At 41.6% G+C, this 15854-nt stretch carries 17 protein-coding genes and 2 pseudogenes; 11 read left to right on the forward strand and 8 right to left on the reverse strand.

The genetic code is table 11. The annotated features are described in order from the left end of the window. Positions 1-36: 36 nt before the first annotated feature. Complete coding sequence (locus R2Q26_RS13125) at positions 37-1056, reverse strand: sodium-dependent bicarbonate transport family permease (protein ID WP_317536697.1); 1020 nt, start codon at positions 1054-1056, stop codon at positions 37-39. A 1069-nt stretch (positions 1057-2125) separates the two neighbouring features. Between R2Q26_RS13125 and tnpA the strand changes: the two are divergent. After that, a pseudogene (tnpA, locus tag R2Q26_RS13130) lies at positions 2126-2511 on the forward strand (IS200/IS605 family transposase). Positions 2512-2648: 137 nt separating this feature from the next. Here tnpA and R2Q26_RS13135 read toward each other — a convergent pair. The 3 genes from R2Q26_RS13135 to hemE are packed head-to-tail and all read right to left on the reverse strand — an operon-like array spanning position 2649 to position 5720. Next, entirely contained in the window at positions 2649-3947 is a 1299-nt protein-coding gene (locus R2Q26_RS13135; protein WP_317536698.1) for a HAMP domain-containing sensor histidine kinase, read from the reverse strand. Then, positions 3934-4617, reverse strand: a complete 684-nt coding sequence (locus R2Q26_RS13140) for a response regulator transcription factor (protein ID WP_317536699.1) — start codon at positions 4615-4617, stop codon at positions 3934-3936. The genes R2Q26_RS13135 and R2Q26_RS13140 overlap by 14 nt, the downstream gene beginning before the upstream one ends. A gap of 35 nt (positions 4618-4652) precedes the next feature. Then, positions 4653-5720: a uroporphyrinogen decarboxylase gene (hemE, locus tag R2Q26_RS13145; RefSeq protein WP_317536700.1), complete on the reverse strand. Its 1068-nt coding sequence runs from the start codon at positions 5718-5720 to the stop codon at positions 4653-4655. A gap of 396 nt (positions 5721-6116) precedes the next feature. Here hemE and rpsF point away from each other — a divergent pair, with 396 nt between their 5' ends. The 4 genes from rpsF to rplI are packed head-to-tail and all read left to right on the forward strand — an operon-like array spanning position 6117 to position 7643. Further along, positions 6117-6545 (forward strand): 30S ribosomal protein S6, encoded by a 429-nt coding sequence (rpsF, locus tag R2Q26_RS13150; RefSeq protein WP_317536701.1) that lies wholly within the window; start codon positions 6117-6119, stop codon positions 6543-6545. A gap of 14 nt (positions 6546-6559) precedes the next feature. After that, on the forward strand, positions 6560-6856 hold the full coding sequence (gene priB, locus R2Q26_RS13155) for a primosomal replication protein N (protein WP_317536702.1): 297 nt from the start codon (positions 6560-6562) through the stop codon (positions 6854-6856). A 34-nt stretch (positions 6857-6890) separates the two neighbouring features. Beyond that, positions 6891-7169: a 30S ribosomal protein S18 gene (gene rpsR, locus R2Q26_RS13160; protein ID WP_090568714.1), complete on the forward strand. Its 279-nt coding sequence runs from the start codon at positions 6891-6893 to the stop codon at positions 7167-7169. A gap of 18 nt (positions 7170-7187) precedes the next feature. Then, positions 7188-7643, forward strand: a complete 456-nt coding sequence (gene rplI / locus R2Q26_RS13165) for a 50S ribosomal protein L9 (protein ID WP_317536703.1) — start codon at positions 7188-7190, stop codon at positions 7641-7643. A gap of 73 nt (positions 7644-7716) precedes the next feature. On the opposite strand, the gene R2Q26_RS13170 is transcribed toward rplI, so the two are convergent. Next, on the reverse strand, positions 7717-7857 hold the full coding sequence (locus R2Q26_RS13170; protein WP_317536704.1) for a hypothetical protein: 141 nt from the start codon (positions 7855-7857) through the stop codon (positions 7717-7719). Between the two features lie 143 nt (positions 7858-8000). Here R2Q26_RS13170 and dnaB point away from each other — a divergent pair, with 143 nt between their 5' ends. Beyond that, positions 8001-9392 (forward strand): replicative DNA helicase, encoded by a 1392-nt coding sequence (gene dnaB, locus R2Q26_RS13175; RefSeq protein ID WP_317536705.1) that lies wholly within the window; start codon positions 8001-8003, stop codon positions 9390-9392. A gap of 51 nt (positions 9393-9443) precedes the next feature. Here dnaB and R2Q26_RS13180 read toward each other — a convergent pair whose 3' ends face one another. Together R2Q26_RS13180 and R2Q26_RS13185 are read right to left on the reverse strand one after the other, a co-directional pair. Continuing rightward, positions 9444-10955 carry a YifB family Mg chelatase-like AAA ATPase gene (locus R2Q26_RS13180; protein WP_090568726.1) on the reverse strand — a complete coding sequence of 504 codons (1512 nt, stop codon included), beginning with the start codon at positions 10953-10955 and terminating at the stop codon, positions 9444-9446. A gap of 113 nt (positions 10956-11068) precedes the next feature. Then, complete coding sequence (locus tag R2Q26_RS13185; RefSeq protein ID WP_090568729.1) at positions 11069-11350, reverse strand: accessory factor UbiK family protein; 282 nt, start codon at positions 11348-11350, stop codon at positions 11069-11071. 181 nt (positions 11351-11531) lie between these two features. On the opposite strand from R2Q26_RS13185, the gene R2Q26_RS13190 reads away from it, so the two are divergent. From R2Q26_RS13190 to R2Q26_RS13210, 5 genes are all read left to right on the forward strand, one after another. Continuing rightward, positions 11532-12542, forward strand: a complete 1011-nt coding sequence (locus R2Q26_RS13190) for an aminoglycoside phosphotransferase family protein (protein ID WP_317536706.1) — start codon at positions 11532-11534, stop codon at positions 12540-12542. Positions 12543-12570: 28 nt separating this feature from the next. After that, positions 12571-13257: an N-acetylmuramate alpha-1-phosphate uridylyltransferase MurU gene (gene murU, locus R2Q26_RS13195; RefSeq protein ID WP_317536710.1), complete on the forward strand. Its 687-nt coding sequence runs from the start codon at positions 12571-12573 to the stop codon at positions 13255-13257. 115 nt (positions 13258-13372) lie between these two features. Further along, the gene (locus R2Q26_RS13200; RefSeq protein ID WP_317536707.1) at positions 13373-13576 is read left to right on the forward strand and encodes a leucine zipper domain-containing protein; all 204 of its coding nucleotides are present in this window, start codon (positions 13373-13375) and stop codon (positions 13574-13576) included. Positions 13577-13624: 48 nt separating this feature from the next. Then, on the forward strand, positions 13625-14188 hold the full coding sequence (locus R2Q26_RS13205; RefSeq protein WP_317536708.1) for an integrase core domain-containing protein: 564 nt from the start codon (positions 13625-13627) through the stop codon (positions 14186-14188). Between the two features lie 393 nt (positions 14189-14581). Then, the gene (locus R2Q26_RS13210) at positions 14582-15010 is read left to right on the forward strand and encodes a hypothetical protein (RefSeq protein WP_317536709.1); all 429 of its coding nucleotides are present in this window, start codon (positions 14582-14584) and stop codon (positions 15008-15010) included. A gap of 45 nt (positions 15011-15055) precedes the next feature. On the opposite strand, the pseudogene R2Q26_RS15600 reads toward R2Q26_RS13210, so the two are convergent. Beyond that, positions 15056-15768, reverse strand: a pseudogene (locus R2Q26_RS15600) (IS481 family transposase); the annotation flags it as partial. Positions 15769-15854 lie beyond the last annotated feature (86 nt).

Genomic DNA, 15854 nt, shown 5'->3' on the forward strand with positions numbered 1-15854 from the left:
CTATTGCTATCCTTATATTACTTAATTAAACCGATATCAATAATTATGAGCTAGCCATTGAGCGCCAGCATAATATAAGGGTATACCAGCTAACACATTAAATGGAAAAGTTAATCCAAGAGACAGAGTTAGATAAAAAGATGGATTAGCTTCAGGAACAGCCAAACGCATTGCAGGCGGAACTGCAATATAAGAACAACTAGCCGCTAGAACTGTCACTAGTGTGACACCGCCGATTGAATATTGAAGCCAGAAATGCCCTATTACTATCCCTACACTTGCTCCAATAAGAGGCATAATAACACCGAAAATTACCAAGAAAAATCCAACATCTTTAAATTCAGATATTCTTTTTCCTGCCTCCATGCCCATATCAAGCAGGAACAAGCATAATGCACCCATAAAAATTTTATCAAAGAATGGCTCAATTTTAGTCATATTTGGCTCACTGACTATCGAACCGATTGCCATGGATCCAAATAGTAACAAAATACTACCATTGGTAAAGGATTCTATAACCAAATGCTTGAGCATTCCTTTTTGATCCCCATGATCCCCAGCTACAGCAGCGCCTCCAATACCTCTCTGCTGCATTGCAAGAACACGCCTTGAATAGCCAGCTAATATTAAGCCAATAATAATAGCAGGAGATTCCATGATAGCTAGCATAACCACGGGATAAGCTTCATATTCCACATTAATCCCATTTAAAAATGCTACGGCTGTCATATAGGTACCAGCACTTACCGAACCATAATGCGCTGCAATGGCCGCAGAATTCATTGGATCTATTTTTCCTAGAAACCTCATAATTATATAAGCAATGATTGGCAATCCAAAGCCTAATATTAACGCTGCCAGAACGGCAGGAATGGCACTACTCATCGATGATTCAGTCAATGCTTTACCACCATGCAGACCAATTCCTACTAATAAGTAAATCACAATCATTTTGTGCATATCGGGCGGAAACTTCAAATCCGATTTGATAATGCACGCAAACATACCAAGCGCAAAAAATAATACTGCTGGGACTAAAATGCTGGATATTGACATAATAAATATCTACCTTTCATATTGTCATTATTAAATCTCAGAGATCATTTCGTAAATCTGAAAATCCTCCAAACCAAATAAAATCAAATTCTTTCTACAAGTGATATTTCTCCGCTGCTCCGCTGATTCTCCATTGAATCCAAAGCTGTTAATCTGAGACTTTAAATTCATCTTACCCATTCATTTTCCCCCACACCAATATATAGTATTGATTTAACCTCTTTTTCTTTACAATCAAAAGATTGTAAATTGAGGGCTATCAAAAAATACCTCTCCTAAGTAGCGCTTCATAAATGAACCGAAAGCTGGCCTGAGGATTATGCAAAGACTAAGATCAGCTCCTGCTCATAACCAGAGTTGAATAATCAATTGCTAAAGACAAATTAACATAGGAAATGTGAATATTTTGTGAGATTCAAATTGATTATTTCATCAAATTGCGTGGAAGCATTCCAATAGCAGCACGGAGAAATAATTCAGGGGTATTTAAGCGACGGGCGATCTCCTGTGCAAAATAGAGGTACGGGGGATTTCCACTACTAACCAGTAGGCTGTCCGCATTTAGAACAGCGTCAAGGAATCGTTCGTGTAACTGAACCTAAGTCACAGGGACCTTTGCTAGCCACAAAATCCAGTGTCAACTCCGTGCGATCTCGAACAACGAGTATTAAGAAAGCGATGCCGCAAGCGAAAACTCGTATTGCGGTGCACACACTAGTTGCTACTGCAGTTTGGCGAACTATTTTAGATCGTAGTACGCTCTATGCGTACTTGAATCACTTATTCTTGTAATAAAGATGAGAAAGTGGTGTACTAGACCATTAAAAGTCCGGCCACATGCTTTGCACCGATAATGCTGTAATCCGCGCCTCCATCCATGCCGATAGAGATCGTATGATCCACAATGCGGACATGTCGAACATTGCATCACTAGCGATAGAATAGTTTTATATGCCTGATCTTGATCGGCAAACTGCCCCAATTCCTTACAAAGCCTGGCACAATGCCGGTGAATCATGTGTTTGAATGATCTAATCAATCCCTCAAATTTTTTGACTTCCAAGATTTAATGCCGGCGACATATCGTTATGTCATGTTTGCTGAGACTGTAGATGGGATGTTGCGGGATGTTGTTTAGAGCTTGAGCGGCGCTACTAGATCAAATTTATGGAGATCGGAATGGACAAGGATCATGCTCGTTTTCTGGTGAAGCCGACTCCTGTATGTAGCGTAACGAAACTAGTAATGCTGATAAAAAGCATCACGGCGCGAGAGATATTTCGCTTGGGTCCTCATGTGAAGAAACAGTTGTGGGGCGGAAAATTCTGGACAGATGGTTATTTCGCCAGCACAGTCAGCCACTATGGAGATGAAAGTAAGTAAGGAACTATGTGAAAAAACAAGGAGCAGAGTATCAACAAGCTAGACGAAGACAAGCAACCAGCCCTCTTCTGATACCCCATTGCTTGCGGCGGGGTTATTTATTTTAACTCCAGCAAGACTGAGGAACTACCTTATTTAAAATAGTGTGATTTTCAAATTTCTAACAAAGTTAGTAGATTTTTCAGCGGCCTGCTAAACCATCAAGTAAATCAAGGAAAAGTGATATGGAAAACCGCACCGTGTCCTGGAGAGCTCTCTACATCAATCTTCCAACCATAATAATCACAAATCCGTTTAACAATTACCAATCCAATTCCTAATCCCTGCGTTTTTTTAGACCCACGAAAAAAACGCTCATAGAGAAAGGGCATAAAAGCTGGTTCAATTCCAATACCTGAATCAGCGATGGATAAACGCTTATCGCTATAACTTACGCGAATAAATCCTTGCTCAGTATACTGAACAGCATTTCGTAGCATATTAACAAGCGATGTGTACAATGCCTGTCTGTTTAAGATTAATACTTCCCCCGATTTAATAGCTACATCCAGGAAAATATTTTTCTGATACATTTCTTCACAAAATGGTTCAACTGCATCAAAAACACACTCGGCAATTGCTACAGGTTCCATTGTTCCCAAAGCTTGCTCACGCGCCAGGAATAACAATGCTTGAACTTGCTCGCCCATTCGATTTGATACTGCCTCGATATTTTTTATTCGAGCATAAGTTTTGCTGGATAAATTTTGCTCAGCAAGCAATAATTCACAACTGGTCAAAATTGTTGTAATGGGAGTACGAAGTTCATGGCTGATGTTGGCCGTAAATTCCTGCTCACGCTGGAGCATTCGCATGATGCGATATTGATAATCTTCTAAGGTACGGGCAAGTTGAGCCACTTCTTCATCTTGGCCAGGCTGACTCAGTGATACGCAATGTAAATTATTCGTAACCAAGCTTTGTCCACTTTGATTAGCTGGTAACAAACGCTTTACTCGTTCCGCCAAATCGGTCACCTGCTTTACAAGCAAGCCCGCAAGCAAATACCCAATAAAGAAGGCAATCATAACAACGCCGATGAGTGATAAAATAACCAGCAACCTAAATTCGCGCTGCCGCTGCTCATGAAATCCAATTTTGTAAGCAACGAGAAATTTTGTTCCATCAACATATTTCACAAGAACACGTGTTTCTTCATCATGATAAAAAATCTTATGTAATCCATGATCAAGATCGCGCAAATGGCGTGGTAATTCCGATTCTTCTTTACTGTTACGTATCACGTAACTTTTAAGACTGGATCCTACTTGTGGCGTAAAATTTGTAAGCTGACGAAAATGAAAAATTACATGATTCATTTCAGCCTCTATAATTTGCTGGATATGCGCTTCTTCAATGTCATCAGCAGCAAAATAGAGACTTATAGCGAGTGTACCAACAATGATGGTACTGAAAATTGCAAGGGCAAGCGTTACACGCAGACGAATGCCATATTTAATTTTTATCACTTGAAGTTAGACAGTAACCAAGACCATGAACAGTTTCAATCGGATCATATCCACCAGCTTTCAATAAAGCTCGTCTCAATACATGCATATGACTTCGCAATGTGTCACTAGTTTCCAATTCTTCTTCCCAAGCTTCAAGTTCCAATTCTTTACGACTAAATACCCGTCCAGGCTCACTCATTAATAATGCAAGCAATCGAATACATTTTGGTGGCAGCTTAACTTCATTATTTACAAAACGAACCGTTAACGTCTTTGGATCGAAACTAAGATCACCAACACTCAGTTTTCTTACTGCGACTTTACCTTTGTACCGCTTATGCATTGCGGTTAAACGTGCTTCTACTTCTTTTAGCGCAAAGGGTTTTATTATGTAATCATCAGCGCCACTTTCAAAACCTATTAATTTATCATCTAGCGTATCACGTGCAGTCAACATTAATATTGGAATATCAATCTGACATTCCTGGCGAAGCTTTCGACACAACGTCAAACCATCCAGATAAGGTAGCTTGAGATCAAGAAGAATAGCATCGAAAGGTTGCGTACTTGCCAGACGAAATCCAGTGGCGCCATCAAGCGCAGCATCGACACTATGACCCCGCGCTTCAAGAAAATCATAAAGATTCGCAGCTATTGCTTGATCATCTTCGATAATGAGGATACGCATAGACTGAAAATATTGGTTGTTTTAGGAAAAATGAACTAATCAGTATGATACTTCCGACTAAGTGTATGAACCGCATTAACAAGAGTCAATGTATTTTCGGGAGGAGTAAACTGAGAAATCCCATGGCCAAGATTAAACACATGCCCCGGACCATGACTATAACTTGCCAAAACTTTTTCAACTTCCGCCGTAATTGTATCCGATGAAGCAAATAATATTGCGGGATCAAGATTACCCTGCAATGCAACCTGATCATTAACGCGACGCCGTGCTTCGCCAATATCTATCGTCCAATCAAGCCCAATTGCATCGCATTGACTACTGACCATTTTTTCCAACCACAATCCTCCACCCTTCGTGAAGATAATATTGGGGATGCGCGCACCTTCGTGTTCACGCCTCAATCCCGCAATAATTTGTGTCATATACTGTAAAGAAAATTCTAGATAAGCGGCATGCGATAACGCCCCCCCCCATGTATCAAAAATCATGACAGCCTGCGCACCTGCCTCAATTTGCGCGTTGAGATAGGTTGTGACAGCCTGCGCATTTACATCAAGGATGTGATGTAATAAATCAGGACGCTGATACAACATAGTCTTGACTTGACGAAAATCGGTACCGCCACACCCTTCTATCATATAACATGCAAGTGTGAAAGGACTGCCGGAAAAACCAATGAGCGGAACCTGGTCATTTAATGCTTTGCGAATTTGTGAAACGGCGTCGATGACATAACGCAAATGCACATCTGGATCAGGCACAGCAAGAGAACGTATTTCCCATTCTTCACGCAAAGGACGTTCAAATCGTGGTCCCTCCCCTTCAGCAAAATATAACCCCAATCCCATTGCATCAGGTATGGTAAGGATGTCGGAAAATAAAATCGCAGCATCTAGAGGAAAACGTGCTAGTGGCTGCATGGTCACTTCTGTCGCAAAATCAGGATTCTTGCATAAGGATAGAAAATCGCCTGCACGAGCACGCGTTTGGTTATATTCAGGCAAATAACGTCCAGCCTGTCGCATGAGCCATACAGGCGTGTATTCAGTAGGTTGGCGTAGCAATGCTCGAATCAAAGTATCATTTCTTAGTTTTGTCATTGAATGATCTATCTTATTCTTAACGATAATAATGGTTAATAGGGAAAATTCAATTTTTAAGTAGAAATTTTTTTCAATTAATTTTTAATTCCCAAATTAACTGTGTATATTACCAGTGATTGGCTTTTGGTTTGTATGTTTGTATATTTCATATAAGAAATCCTAGAGAAATCACTGGGTAAATTCAATTTTCCCGCTGCCTCGTGTGGTAGGAATCAAGAAAACAAACTGCGTTTATTTAATCCCGGTGTGGGATATAAAGATTTTGATGTTTCTCAATTCATTCAGTAAAATACGTGGTGCCATAGTGTTATTGTTATGTTATGGCAATACTTTTTAAACCTTGCTTCACCGTAGATATGCAAATTAACGGGAAGTTTTACCCATAAGGATATTATGAGACATTACGAAATTGTTTTTATCGTCCACCCAGATCAAAGTGAGCAGGTACCTGCGATGATTAAACGCTACCGCGGGATTGTGACAGCCAGAGATGGAAAGATTCATCGTGTAGAAGACTGGGGGCGCCGTCAACTTGCCTATCTTATTCAGAAAGTTCACAAAGCGCATTATGTCCTAATGAATATTGAATGTAACCAAGAAACGCTGGATGAACTTGAACATTCTTTCAAATTCAATGATGCTGTGCTTCGACATCTTACAATCAAAATGAACCAAGCTGTCACTACCCCATCTATTATGATGCAAGAAGATAAAGCCAAATCATCGACGACTAGCGAGGACCCAGAGGATAATCCGGAGACCGTACAAAGCACAGAAATCGAGGTGGAGGATAAATCTGAAAAAACCAGTGCTGAGGCCTAAAAACAGGTAAATTATTGAATTGTAATCAGACTGTCATTTGCGGAAAAATTGTAAGAATTGATTCGTTGCGTTATACCCCTGTGGGGAAAGCAGTTATAGAGTTCGAGATAAGCCATACTTCAAAGCAGATCGAGGCAAGCATTCAACGTCAGGTAGCTTGCGAGGTTTTTGCCGTAGCGTTAGCTGATATGGCTAAAAAAATTTGCGATATAGAAATCGGTAGCTTCGTTAAGCTAACCGGATTTCTTGCAAAAAGAAACAAAATCAGCTCTCAGTTAGCATTACATGTAACGCAGATCGATATCTTATAAATATTTAGACATTTTAGGAAACAGGAAAATCACGATGAGATTTACAAGAAATAGAGATAGTAATTTGAAAAATAAAGAAAAAATGGCGAACCGCCCTTTGTTTAAACGCAAAAAGTTTTGCCGCTTTACAGTAGAAGGTATCAAAACGATTGACTATAAAGACATCAACATATTAAAAGACTTTATTAGCGAGAATGGCAAAATCATCCCTGCTCGTATCACTGGAACCAAATCATATTATCAGCGTCAGTTGAATACAGCGATAGAGCGCGCACGTTTGCTTGCGCTGTTGCCCTACACTGATCGGCATTAAGAACTGAGGAGAAATATCATGCAAGTAATACTGATGGAGAAAATTGCAAGCCTCGGACAATTGGGCGACATAGTCAACGTTAAAAGAGGATATGCGCGCAATTATCTGATACCGCAAGGTAAGGCCAAGTGGGCCACTGAAAGTGCGATCGCAGATTTTAAAGCAAGACGCGCTGAGTTAGAGAAAAAACAGGCGGAAGCTATGGCAAATGCTCAGGCGTTAGCAGCAAAGCTGGATGGATTGCTTGTGCAAATAACTCAAAAAAGTGGAGTAGATGGTAAATTGTTTGGCTCAGTTACCAATGCAAATATCGCCGAGGCACTCAAGGAGCAAGGTTTCTCTATTGACAAATCGGTGATTCGTATGCCAGAAGGTCAGATCAAACAAGTAGGTGATTATCCACTTACCATCGTGTTGCATAGTGATGTATCGGCCCATATTACCGTATCAGTTTTAGGTGAAGCAACAACCTAACCCGGATATTTCACCCGGTCGACCTGTAACATGATGCAAAAACTGATGAACAAGGGCTTCCGGATGAATTTGCTCAAATCCAATTTGTGCCATTGACCTTCGCGAGCGCAGCGGGTGATTTTGGGGTATCTTTCCGCTCCCGCTTCGCGCCAGTAGTCGCAGATATTGGCTTGACGCGGGATACATAAATCTGCTCGTAAAATCGCCTTACCATCGTCCCGCGTCCTAGTGAAATATCCCAGGTCAGCGCTTTTAATTGTTTTATGAAAAAGGACTGGCAATGGACCTATTTTCTTATTCCCGACATTCAATGATAAAATCTGTTACTTTAGTGTTTGCAGATTCTGTCAGATTCCTATGATTCAATCCCCCCCTAGCATTACTCATAATGAATTAGAGATTTACAAGACTCCACCTCATTCAGTTGAAGCAGAGCAATCAGTATTAGGTGGTTTAATGCTGGATAATCACGCATGGGACAAAATAGCAGATATTATCACTCATACTGATTTTTATCGGCAGGATCATCAGCTCATCTATCATCATATCTGCAACCTCATAGAGCAAAATAAACCTGCTGATGTTATTACCGTCGCGGAATCCCTTGAAAATTCGGCTGAATTACAGAATGTTGGTGGGTTAACTTATATAGGCTCAATAGTACAGAGTACACCAACAGCCGCTAATATTCGCCGTTACGCTGAGATTGTAAGGGAACGTGCCATCATGCGTAAGCTTGCGCAGATCAGTACACAAATTGCTGACTCAGCCTACAATCCGGCAGGACGTTCTGCATCAAATCTATTGGATGAAGCAGAAAGCAAGATATTTGAAATTGCTGAAATTGGCGCACGTGGCAAACAGGGCTTTATCGATATCCAACCTCTCTTAAAGCAGGTGGTAGAGCGCATTGAAATGCTATACAGCCGCGATAATCCGAGTGATGTTACAGGCGTTGCATCTGGCTTTCATGATTTGGATCAGAAAACCTCGGGCTTTCAGCCTGGAGACCTTATTATCGTCGCAGGCAGACCTTCGATGGGCAAAACGGCCTTTTCTCTTAATATTGCAGAGCATGTGGCATTAGAGCTTAATAAACCAGCAGCTGTATTTAGTATGGAAATGGGTGGCGCACAACTCGCTATGCGTATGCTAGGCTCAATAGGAAGGCTTGATCAGCACAAGGTTCGTACTGGACGCCTGGAAGATGAAGATTGGCCAAAGCTTACCCATGCACTGGGTAAACTGAATGATGCACCTATCTTTATTGATGAAAGCGCTGCATTGAATGCTCTGGAGCTTAGAGCCCGCGCACGGCGGCTTTATCGTCAGCATGGAGAACTAGGGTTAATTGTTATCGATTATCTGCAGCTCATGTCTTCACATTCTCCAGGAGAAAATCGCGCTACCGAAATTTCCGAGATCTCACGATCCCTTAAAGCCTTGGCGAAAGAGTTACAAGTTCCTGTTATAGCATTATCACAGCTTAATCGCAGCCTGGAACAGCGACCCAATCCGCACAAACGCCCAGTTATGTCTGATTTGCGTGAATCTGGCGCCATAGAACAGGATGCGGATGTCATTCTGTTCATTTATCGTGATGAAGTATACAATCCAGATACCCCGGACAAAGGAATCGCTGAGATCATTATTGGAAAACAGCGCAATGGCCCAATTGGAAAAATCAATCTAACCTTTCTTGGTGAATATACACGCTTTGAAAATTGTGCTCGACTTGAGTATTATTAATCAAATAATCAGCTGTTTCGTATTTTTATCAGCAAGAAAAATATTTTTCTGTTAATTCCGATCCAATCGTCGATATTGTATCGCTTCTGCGATATGCCCACTGTTAATCTGCTCACTATCTGCTAAATCTGCGATAGTACGCGCCAACTTCAAGATACGATGATATGCCCGTGCAGAAATGTTCAAACGGGACAATGCATTCTCCAGTAAATGTTTACCCTGCTCATCCAGCTTGCAATATTGATCTATTTCATGCACCCTCAAACCAGCATTGGTACCATTCTGCCGCACTAGTTGATATTGGCGAGCAGCCTCGACACGCGCTCTTATTATACGACTTGATTCACCTACCCTTTGCTGCAGCAAATCCTCTTGCGGTACAGAGGGTACTTCAATCTGCATATCGATACGATCAAGCAAAGGGCCAGAGATTTTTCCACGATAACGCGCTATCTGATCAGGTGTGCAGCGGCATTTCCCCCCATAATGTCCTAGATAACCACAAGGACATGGATTCATTGCAGCGATTAACTGGAACCTTGCAGGAAAATTGGCCTGCCGTGTCGCCCGTGAAATAGTGATTTGGCCCGACTCGAGTGGCTCACGTAGCACCTCTAAGACTCTACGATCAAACTCTGGCAACTCATCGAGAAATAACACCCCGTGCATTGCCAGGGAGATTTCTCCTGGGCGAGGAATACTGCCACCCCCTACCATGGCTACCGCAGAGGCGGTATGATGAGGCGAGCGGAAAGGACGATGTTTCCAGTTTGCGATATCGAAGTGACCGCTGGCAAGCGACTGCATGGCAGCAGACTCAAGCGCTTCTTGCTCCGTCATAGTGGGAAGAATATCCGGAAGACGTTCAGCCAGCATCGACTTTCCTGTGCCGGGCGGCCCAATCATCAATATACTATGACCACCAGCTGCAGCGATCTCCAGGGCACGCTTAGCATGCACCTGACCTTTTACTTCAGTCAGATCTGGATGATAATTTGAATTATCCTTACTGATATTTGTTTCAGAAGGTGTTGTGTGCAGCTGCAATAACTCATGTCCGGTTAAATGCGCACAGATCTGAAGTAGCGATGTTGCAGGATAAACGCGTGCTTCCCTAACCAGAGAAGCTTCCGCAGCATTATGTTGTGGCAGGACAAAACTACGCCCTGATCGTGACGCACCATAGGTCATAGCCAATGCACCATGGATAGGGCGCAATTCCCCGCTTAAAGAAAGTTCACCTACCCATTCATACTGATCGAGTTTATCAGTAGGTATTTGGCCCGTTGCTGCGAGAATGCCCACTGCAATAGGTAAATCAAATCGACCACTTTCCTTGGGCAAATCTGCCGGTGCAAGATTGACCGTAATCCGCTGCGCTGGGAATTTGAATTGCCCATTTTGCAGCGCAGCGCGCACCCTGTCTTTACTTTCCTTTACTTCTGTTTCAGGTAATCCGACAATCGTGAAGCTGGGTAAACCATTGGATAAATGGGTTTCCACAGTAACCAGTGGTGCTTCGATACCTGATAGTGCGCGACTATAAAGGATAGCCAGTGACATGAAGAATAAGGAGTGCGATAAAAATACCGTCTGTTATCAGAGAATTAGTAGGCGCATGACAAGACAGCTAAGCAACCAGAAATCTACCTGCCAAGAAATCTTTACTTTAATTGTTAACCTTCATAATTTGTATTGCTTGTAGTGGTATCTGACGTAGTTGTCTTAAGTTGATTCTCCAAGGCAGCAACTTTTTCTTCTAGCTCAGTCAATTTTGCGCGTGTCCGCTTAAGCACTTCTTGTTGCACATCAAACTCTTCACGCGTCACCACATCCAAACGAGAAAGCATACTCGTCAACATGGCGCGCATATTCCTTTCAATATCCTTGGCCGGACTTTGAGCTATAATTTCACTAATCTTGGTGCCGATTTCGTCCAGAACATTTTTGTTAACCATTTTTTCTCTCCATTTACATTGACTGATTACTGAGTATCCACTATATAAGCTTGGTTACGGCATTTACAAGATAAAATCGCATACTTCAAACAAATAGGCAACCTGAAAAACGAGTGCTAAAAATTGTCACAAAATAAAATCGTGTACGATGATCGCTATCTTTTTCATACAAAATTGATTCATGACTCTCAATCGTTTACAGCTCCTGGAAACTTGGATAAAAGTAGAATTTCCCGGTAAATCTTTCAAACTCTCCCCTGCTTCTGCTGATGCAAGCTTCCGTCGTTATTTTCGTATCATAATGGAGCAGCAATCCATAATTGCCATGGATGCGCCACCACAGCTGGAAAACTGTACGCCATTTCTGCATGCAGCTGAAGTATTTGCTACAGCCAACGTCCATGTACCTGCCATATTTTCCCAGAACCTAACACAAGGTTTTTTGTTACTTTCAGACCTTGGGAATACAACTTACTTGGAAGCACTGGCAACAAATCCAACTACTGCAGATAAGCTTTATGGCGATGCGATCGATGCGCTAATTAGAATTCAACTAATCAGTCAAGCAAATATATTTCCTGAATACGATGCAACACTACTCAGAAGAGAATTAGATTTATTTCCAGAGTGGTACGTTGCCCGACATTTACAAGTAATACTCAATCAAAAGCAAGTCAATGATATGACTGCTATTTTTTCACGCATTCTTGAAAATAATCTTGCTCAGCCCAAGGTATTTGTTCATCGTGATTATCACTCCCGCAACTTGATGATGACTACACCCAATCCTGGTATTCTTGATTTTCAAGATGCAGTCTATGGTCCAATTACTTATGACCTGGTTTCTTTGTTTAAAGATGCCTATATCCATTGGGAAGAAGAGCGCATATTAGACTGGGTCATTCGGTACTGGGAAAAAGCACGCAAGGCAGGCCTCCCTGTTACGACTGATTTTTCTGATTTTTACCGAGATTTTGAATGGATGGGCGCTCAACGTCATCTCAAAATACTGGGTATTTTTGCACGACTGTATTATCGAGATCATAAAGAAGCCTATCTCAAAGATATGCCATTGGTTATGACCTATTTACGCAAGACATGTAAACGCTATCGGGAGCTTCATCCATTGCTTACACTATTGGATCAGCTTGAGGGCATACAACCTAATACAAAAATTAATTATACCTTCTAATAGAGTGCCGGGTCATTCCTTTAAAGCCATGATTCTTGCAGCAGGACGAGGTGAGCGCATGCGCCCCCTTACCGATACATTACCCAAACCGTTGCTTCGTGCCGGGAAACAAATGTTGATCGAGTATCATCTGCAAAATCTGGCACAGGCTGGTTTTAGGGATATCGTCATCAATCATGCTTATTTGGGCCACATGATTAAAGCAGCCTTAGGCGATGGTCAGCGCTATGACATCAATATTACTTATTCAAAAGAAACTACTATACTGGAAACAGCTGGTGGAATCGCCAAGGCGCTACCGATATTAACCAGTTGCGCAGCAAATCAACCTTTCCTGGTCGTCAATGCCGATATCTTTTGCCAAATAGACTACTCTACCTTATTACCGGCATTACAACGATTGCAAGGAAATCCTGATGGCGATCTCGCCCATTTGGTTTTGGTCGATAACCCTCCTCATCATCCCGATGGCGATTTTTTTCTGGAGCAAGGACGTCTCACAGCAATGGGGCATCATCAACTCACTTTTAGCGGGATTGGTGTTTACCATCCCTACCTCTTTAACCAGGTCGCTCCTGGAATCGCTACCAAGCTTTCGCTTCTATTACGTCAGGCAATCTCTTCAAATAAGGTTGGAGGGGAATATTACCAAGGAATGTGGATGGATATCGGCACACCAGAACGACTACAATTGCTTACTGCACAATTTTTATGAAAACACTCTGCTATTAAATTCCACTATGGCTATTCACTTATATCAAGCCGCCAATTAAAGATATTAAGTGTAAAAATTTCTAGCGTTGTTTACAGTATTCTGGAGAATACTGTAAATGAACATGCACAAACATATAAGACTCACGCCACTTGATCGCCAAAAGCTGTGGAAGCGTTACCAAACTCGCTGCTGGAAAGTGTCCCAACTTGCCGAACGTTTTCGCGTCTCAAGACCCACGATCTACGCCGTTCTCAAGCGGGCAAGGCTCAAGGAGTTTTTTCCTCGCGACAGTGCCAATCAACGTTTTAAAACAATCTAATACGGCCTCAAACGCTTAGCCAAAGTCGAGCAGTCCATCCAGGAGCGCTTGAAACGTGAGGCAAAGCGTTATAACAAGTCTTATCCCGGCGAACTCATGCATTTCGATACTAAACGCCTGCCTTTGCTCAAAGGCCAATCACCTACCCAACCCAGGGAATACCTGTTTGTCGCGATTGACGACTTCTCCCGAGAACTCTATGCAGCCATCTTGCCCGATAAAACCCAGAATAGCGCAGCCTGGTTCCTCACCAAAACCGTCATCGCCCAATGCCCTTACCAGATCGATTACGCTTATTCTGATAATGGCAAGGAATATAAAGGCACTGACAGTCATGCTTTTGTTAAAGCCTGCAAAGCGCACAGCATCGGCCAGAAATTCACTCGAGTCAATCGACCCCAAACCAACGGCAAAGCTGAACGTGCTATCCGCACCCTCATGCAGATGTGGCATGACCAGACCAACTTCAAAGATTACACCTACTGGCAGATCCAACTCGGCCGCTTTATTAACTTTTATAACACTGTCAAACCACACAAGAGTTTGAATAACTCAACTCCTTATGAAATACTCCAACATTATTTTAATCAACCTCTCTGTAAACAACCCTGAGATTTCTTACATATAAAACTATTTTAATTAACTGTTTAATTGTAGCCAAATAAACACCAATTTATTTCATGTTTAAGTACTTATCTTTTATTTTTTCTAGACATACTATTTACGCTCAAGAAAGAATAAGCTATTTAAGTTGATTAATTCCATTAATGATAATAATGGTTAATTCATTAAAAACCATAATATTACTGTTGACAATCTTGATAATAGTGATCATTTCTAAGCAAAAACTGTCATCCAATTGAAACGAATTAAACATATAAATATGTTTCCTGAAAAGAACATATATAAGATAGCTGTTTTTGATATCACAATGAAAAACTCAATAGAAATTTTAAATAAAGGAAAGGAGAAAAATTTAAGTTGTTATTTAATGGAGGTACTACGATGAAAACAAAGATTTCTTTGACTACTTTGCTGATGCTTGTTTTTTTATCTGCTTGCGCGCAAATGAACCCAGTTTCATCTATGCAGAGTAATGAAATTGGCAATGGTAATCTAAACGCAATTGATCGCAGCAATCACGATGCGTTAGCACAACATTATGAAAATACTGCAAAAGAGTTACAAGTAAAATTGCAGGAACAGCAGAAACTACTTAAGGAATATGAAGACCATAATTATTATTATGGAAGAAAAGGTCAAAATCTCAACTCACAAGCTTCAGCGAAAGTTCGCCATTTGGAGAAATTGATAAAAGAGAATCTGGACGAAGTTGCTATTCACCAGAAAATGGCAAGAGACCAGGAAAAGCGCAACTATACTGATGTGGATAAAAGAGATTTTAGATTCACAAAAGAAGATAAAGTATACTAGCTCGACTTTTGCCAGTGCTTTAGCATTCAACCAGATTTGCCAAAGGGTCTTGTCATAGCAATACTTTCCTGAATGAGTTCGCTCCTGATTATAAAACGTCATCCAGCGATCGACATCTTGGTGGAGCTTGCCCAGGCTATAAGATAGCTTGCGACAAAACATGACATCGTACCATCCATTCGTTTTTCATGGTTTGAAGACTGGGTCATTGAACAGATCGGCAGCAATCAATGTATTCTTTTCAGTATAAAGTTTGGCAATGGCTGCCGGCTATAGGCAACTTTGGTACCGAGATAGCCAGGATGTTGCGTCTCAATTTTACCCTCTGCTTGCCGTTTTACTTTGGTTATTTCTAGTGCCTGGAGCTGAGATTCCGCTAGAACATGGTCATCTTGGCTTCCAATGCTTAACAAACGTTTCCTGAAGCATTCCACAGATCATGACGTAACCAGATTTGAGCGTACGCCACTGCCTGAGACTAAAATCCCTTAGCGTTTTAATTCATTCGCAACTCGATGCTGTCCGTCGGCAAGATATTCATACGCCATATTAACGAGCGCTTGCTCTTCTCAACCAGCTTCTTGCGACTGATCTCATGCAGCGCAAGTTCCCCACCTTGATCATAAAGCTTCTTAAAACGATCAGTAACTATCCCAGCTATAGTCCATCACATTACAGGCTGCTTGCACATTGCCTAGAGCTATAGTCAAATCTGGTGTATAGAGAGTTAAGCGGCTGCCTGTTTTTGATCTCCTGATTGTTTAATGCCGTTAACAAATTTGACGCCGGTGATGACATCAGCTAACAGCTTATAACCTCGTAATCGAAACCATTTTTTCTGTGC

Origin of the sequence: Nitrosomonas sp. Is37, assembly GCF_033063275.1 — a bacterium.
Taxonomy (GTDB): Bacteria; Pseudomonadota; Gammaproteobacteria; order Burkholderiales; family Nitrosomonadaceae; genus Nitrosomonas.

Coding starts and splice junctions, on each gene's coding strand:
- R2Q26_RS13140 (WP_317536699.1), bottom strand. CDS start 4,617: ATGCGTATCCTCATTATCGAAGATGATCAAGCAATAGCTGCGAATCTT.
- R2Q26_RS13210 (WP_317536709.1), top strand. CDS start 14,582: ATGAAAACAAAGATTTCTTTGACTACTTTGCTGATGCTTGTTTTTTTA.
- R2Q26_RS13200 (WP_317536707.1), top strand. CDS start 13,373: ATGAACATGCACAAACATATAAGACTCACGCCACTTGATCGCCAAAAG.
- R2Q26_RS13190 (WP_317536706.1), top strand. CDS start 11,532: ATGACTCTCAATCGTTTACAGCTCCTGGAAACTTGGATAAAAGTAGAA.
- rplI (WP_317536703.1), top strand. CDS start 7,188: ATGCAAGTAATACTGATGGAGAAAATTGCAAGCCTCGGACAATTGGGC.
- R2Q26_RS13170 (WP_317536704.1), bottom strand. CDS start 7,857: ATGGTAAGGCGATTTTACGAGCAGATTTATGTATCCCGCGTCAAGCCA.
- rpsF (WP_317536701.1), top strand. CDS start 6,117: ATGAGACATTACGAAATTGTTTTTATCGTCCACCCAGATCAAAGTGAG.
- hemE (WP_317536700.1), bottom strand. CDS start 5,720: ATGACAAAACTAAGAAATGATACTTTGATTCGAGCATTGCTACGCCAA.
- R2Q26_RS13185 (WP_090568729.1), bottom strand. CDS start 11,350: ATGGTTAACAAAAATGTTCTGGACGAAATCGGCACCAAGATTAGTGAA.
- R2Q26_RS13125 (WP_317536697.1), bottom strand. CDS start 1,056: ATGTCAATATCCAGCATTTTAGTCCCAGCAGTATTATTTTTTGCGCTT.
- rpsR (WP_090568714.1), top strand. CDS start 6,891: ATGAGATTTACAAGAAATAGAGATAGTAATTTGAAAAATAAAGAAAAA.
- R2Q26_RS13180 (WP_090568726.1), bottom strand. CDS start 10,955: ATGTCACTGGCTATCCTTTATAGTCGCGCACTATCAGGTATCGAAGCA.
- murU (WP_317536710.1), top strand. CDS start 12,571: ATGATTCTTGCAGCAGGACGAGGTGAGCGCATGCGCCCCCTTACCGAT.
- dnaB (WP_317536705.1), top strand. CDS start 8,001: ATGATTCAATCCCCCCCTAGCATTACTCATAATGAATTAGAGATTTAC.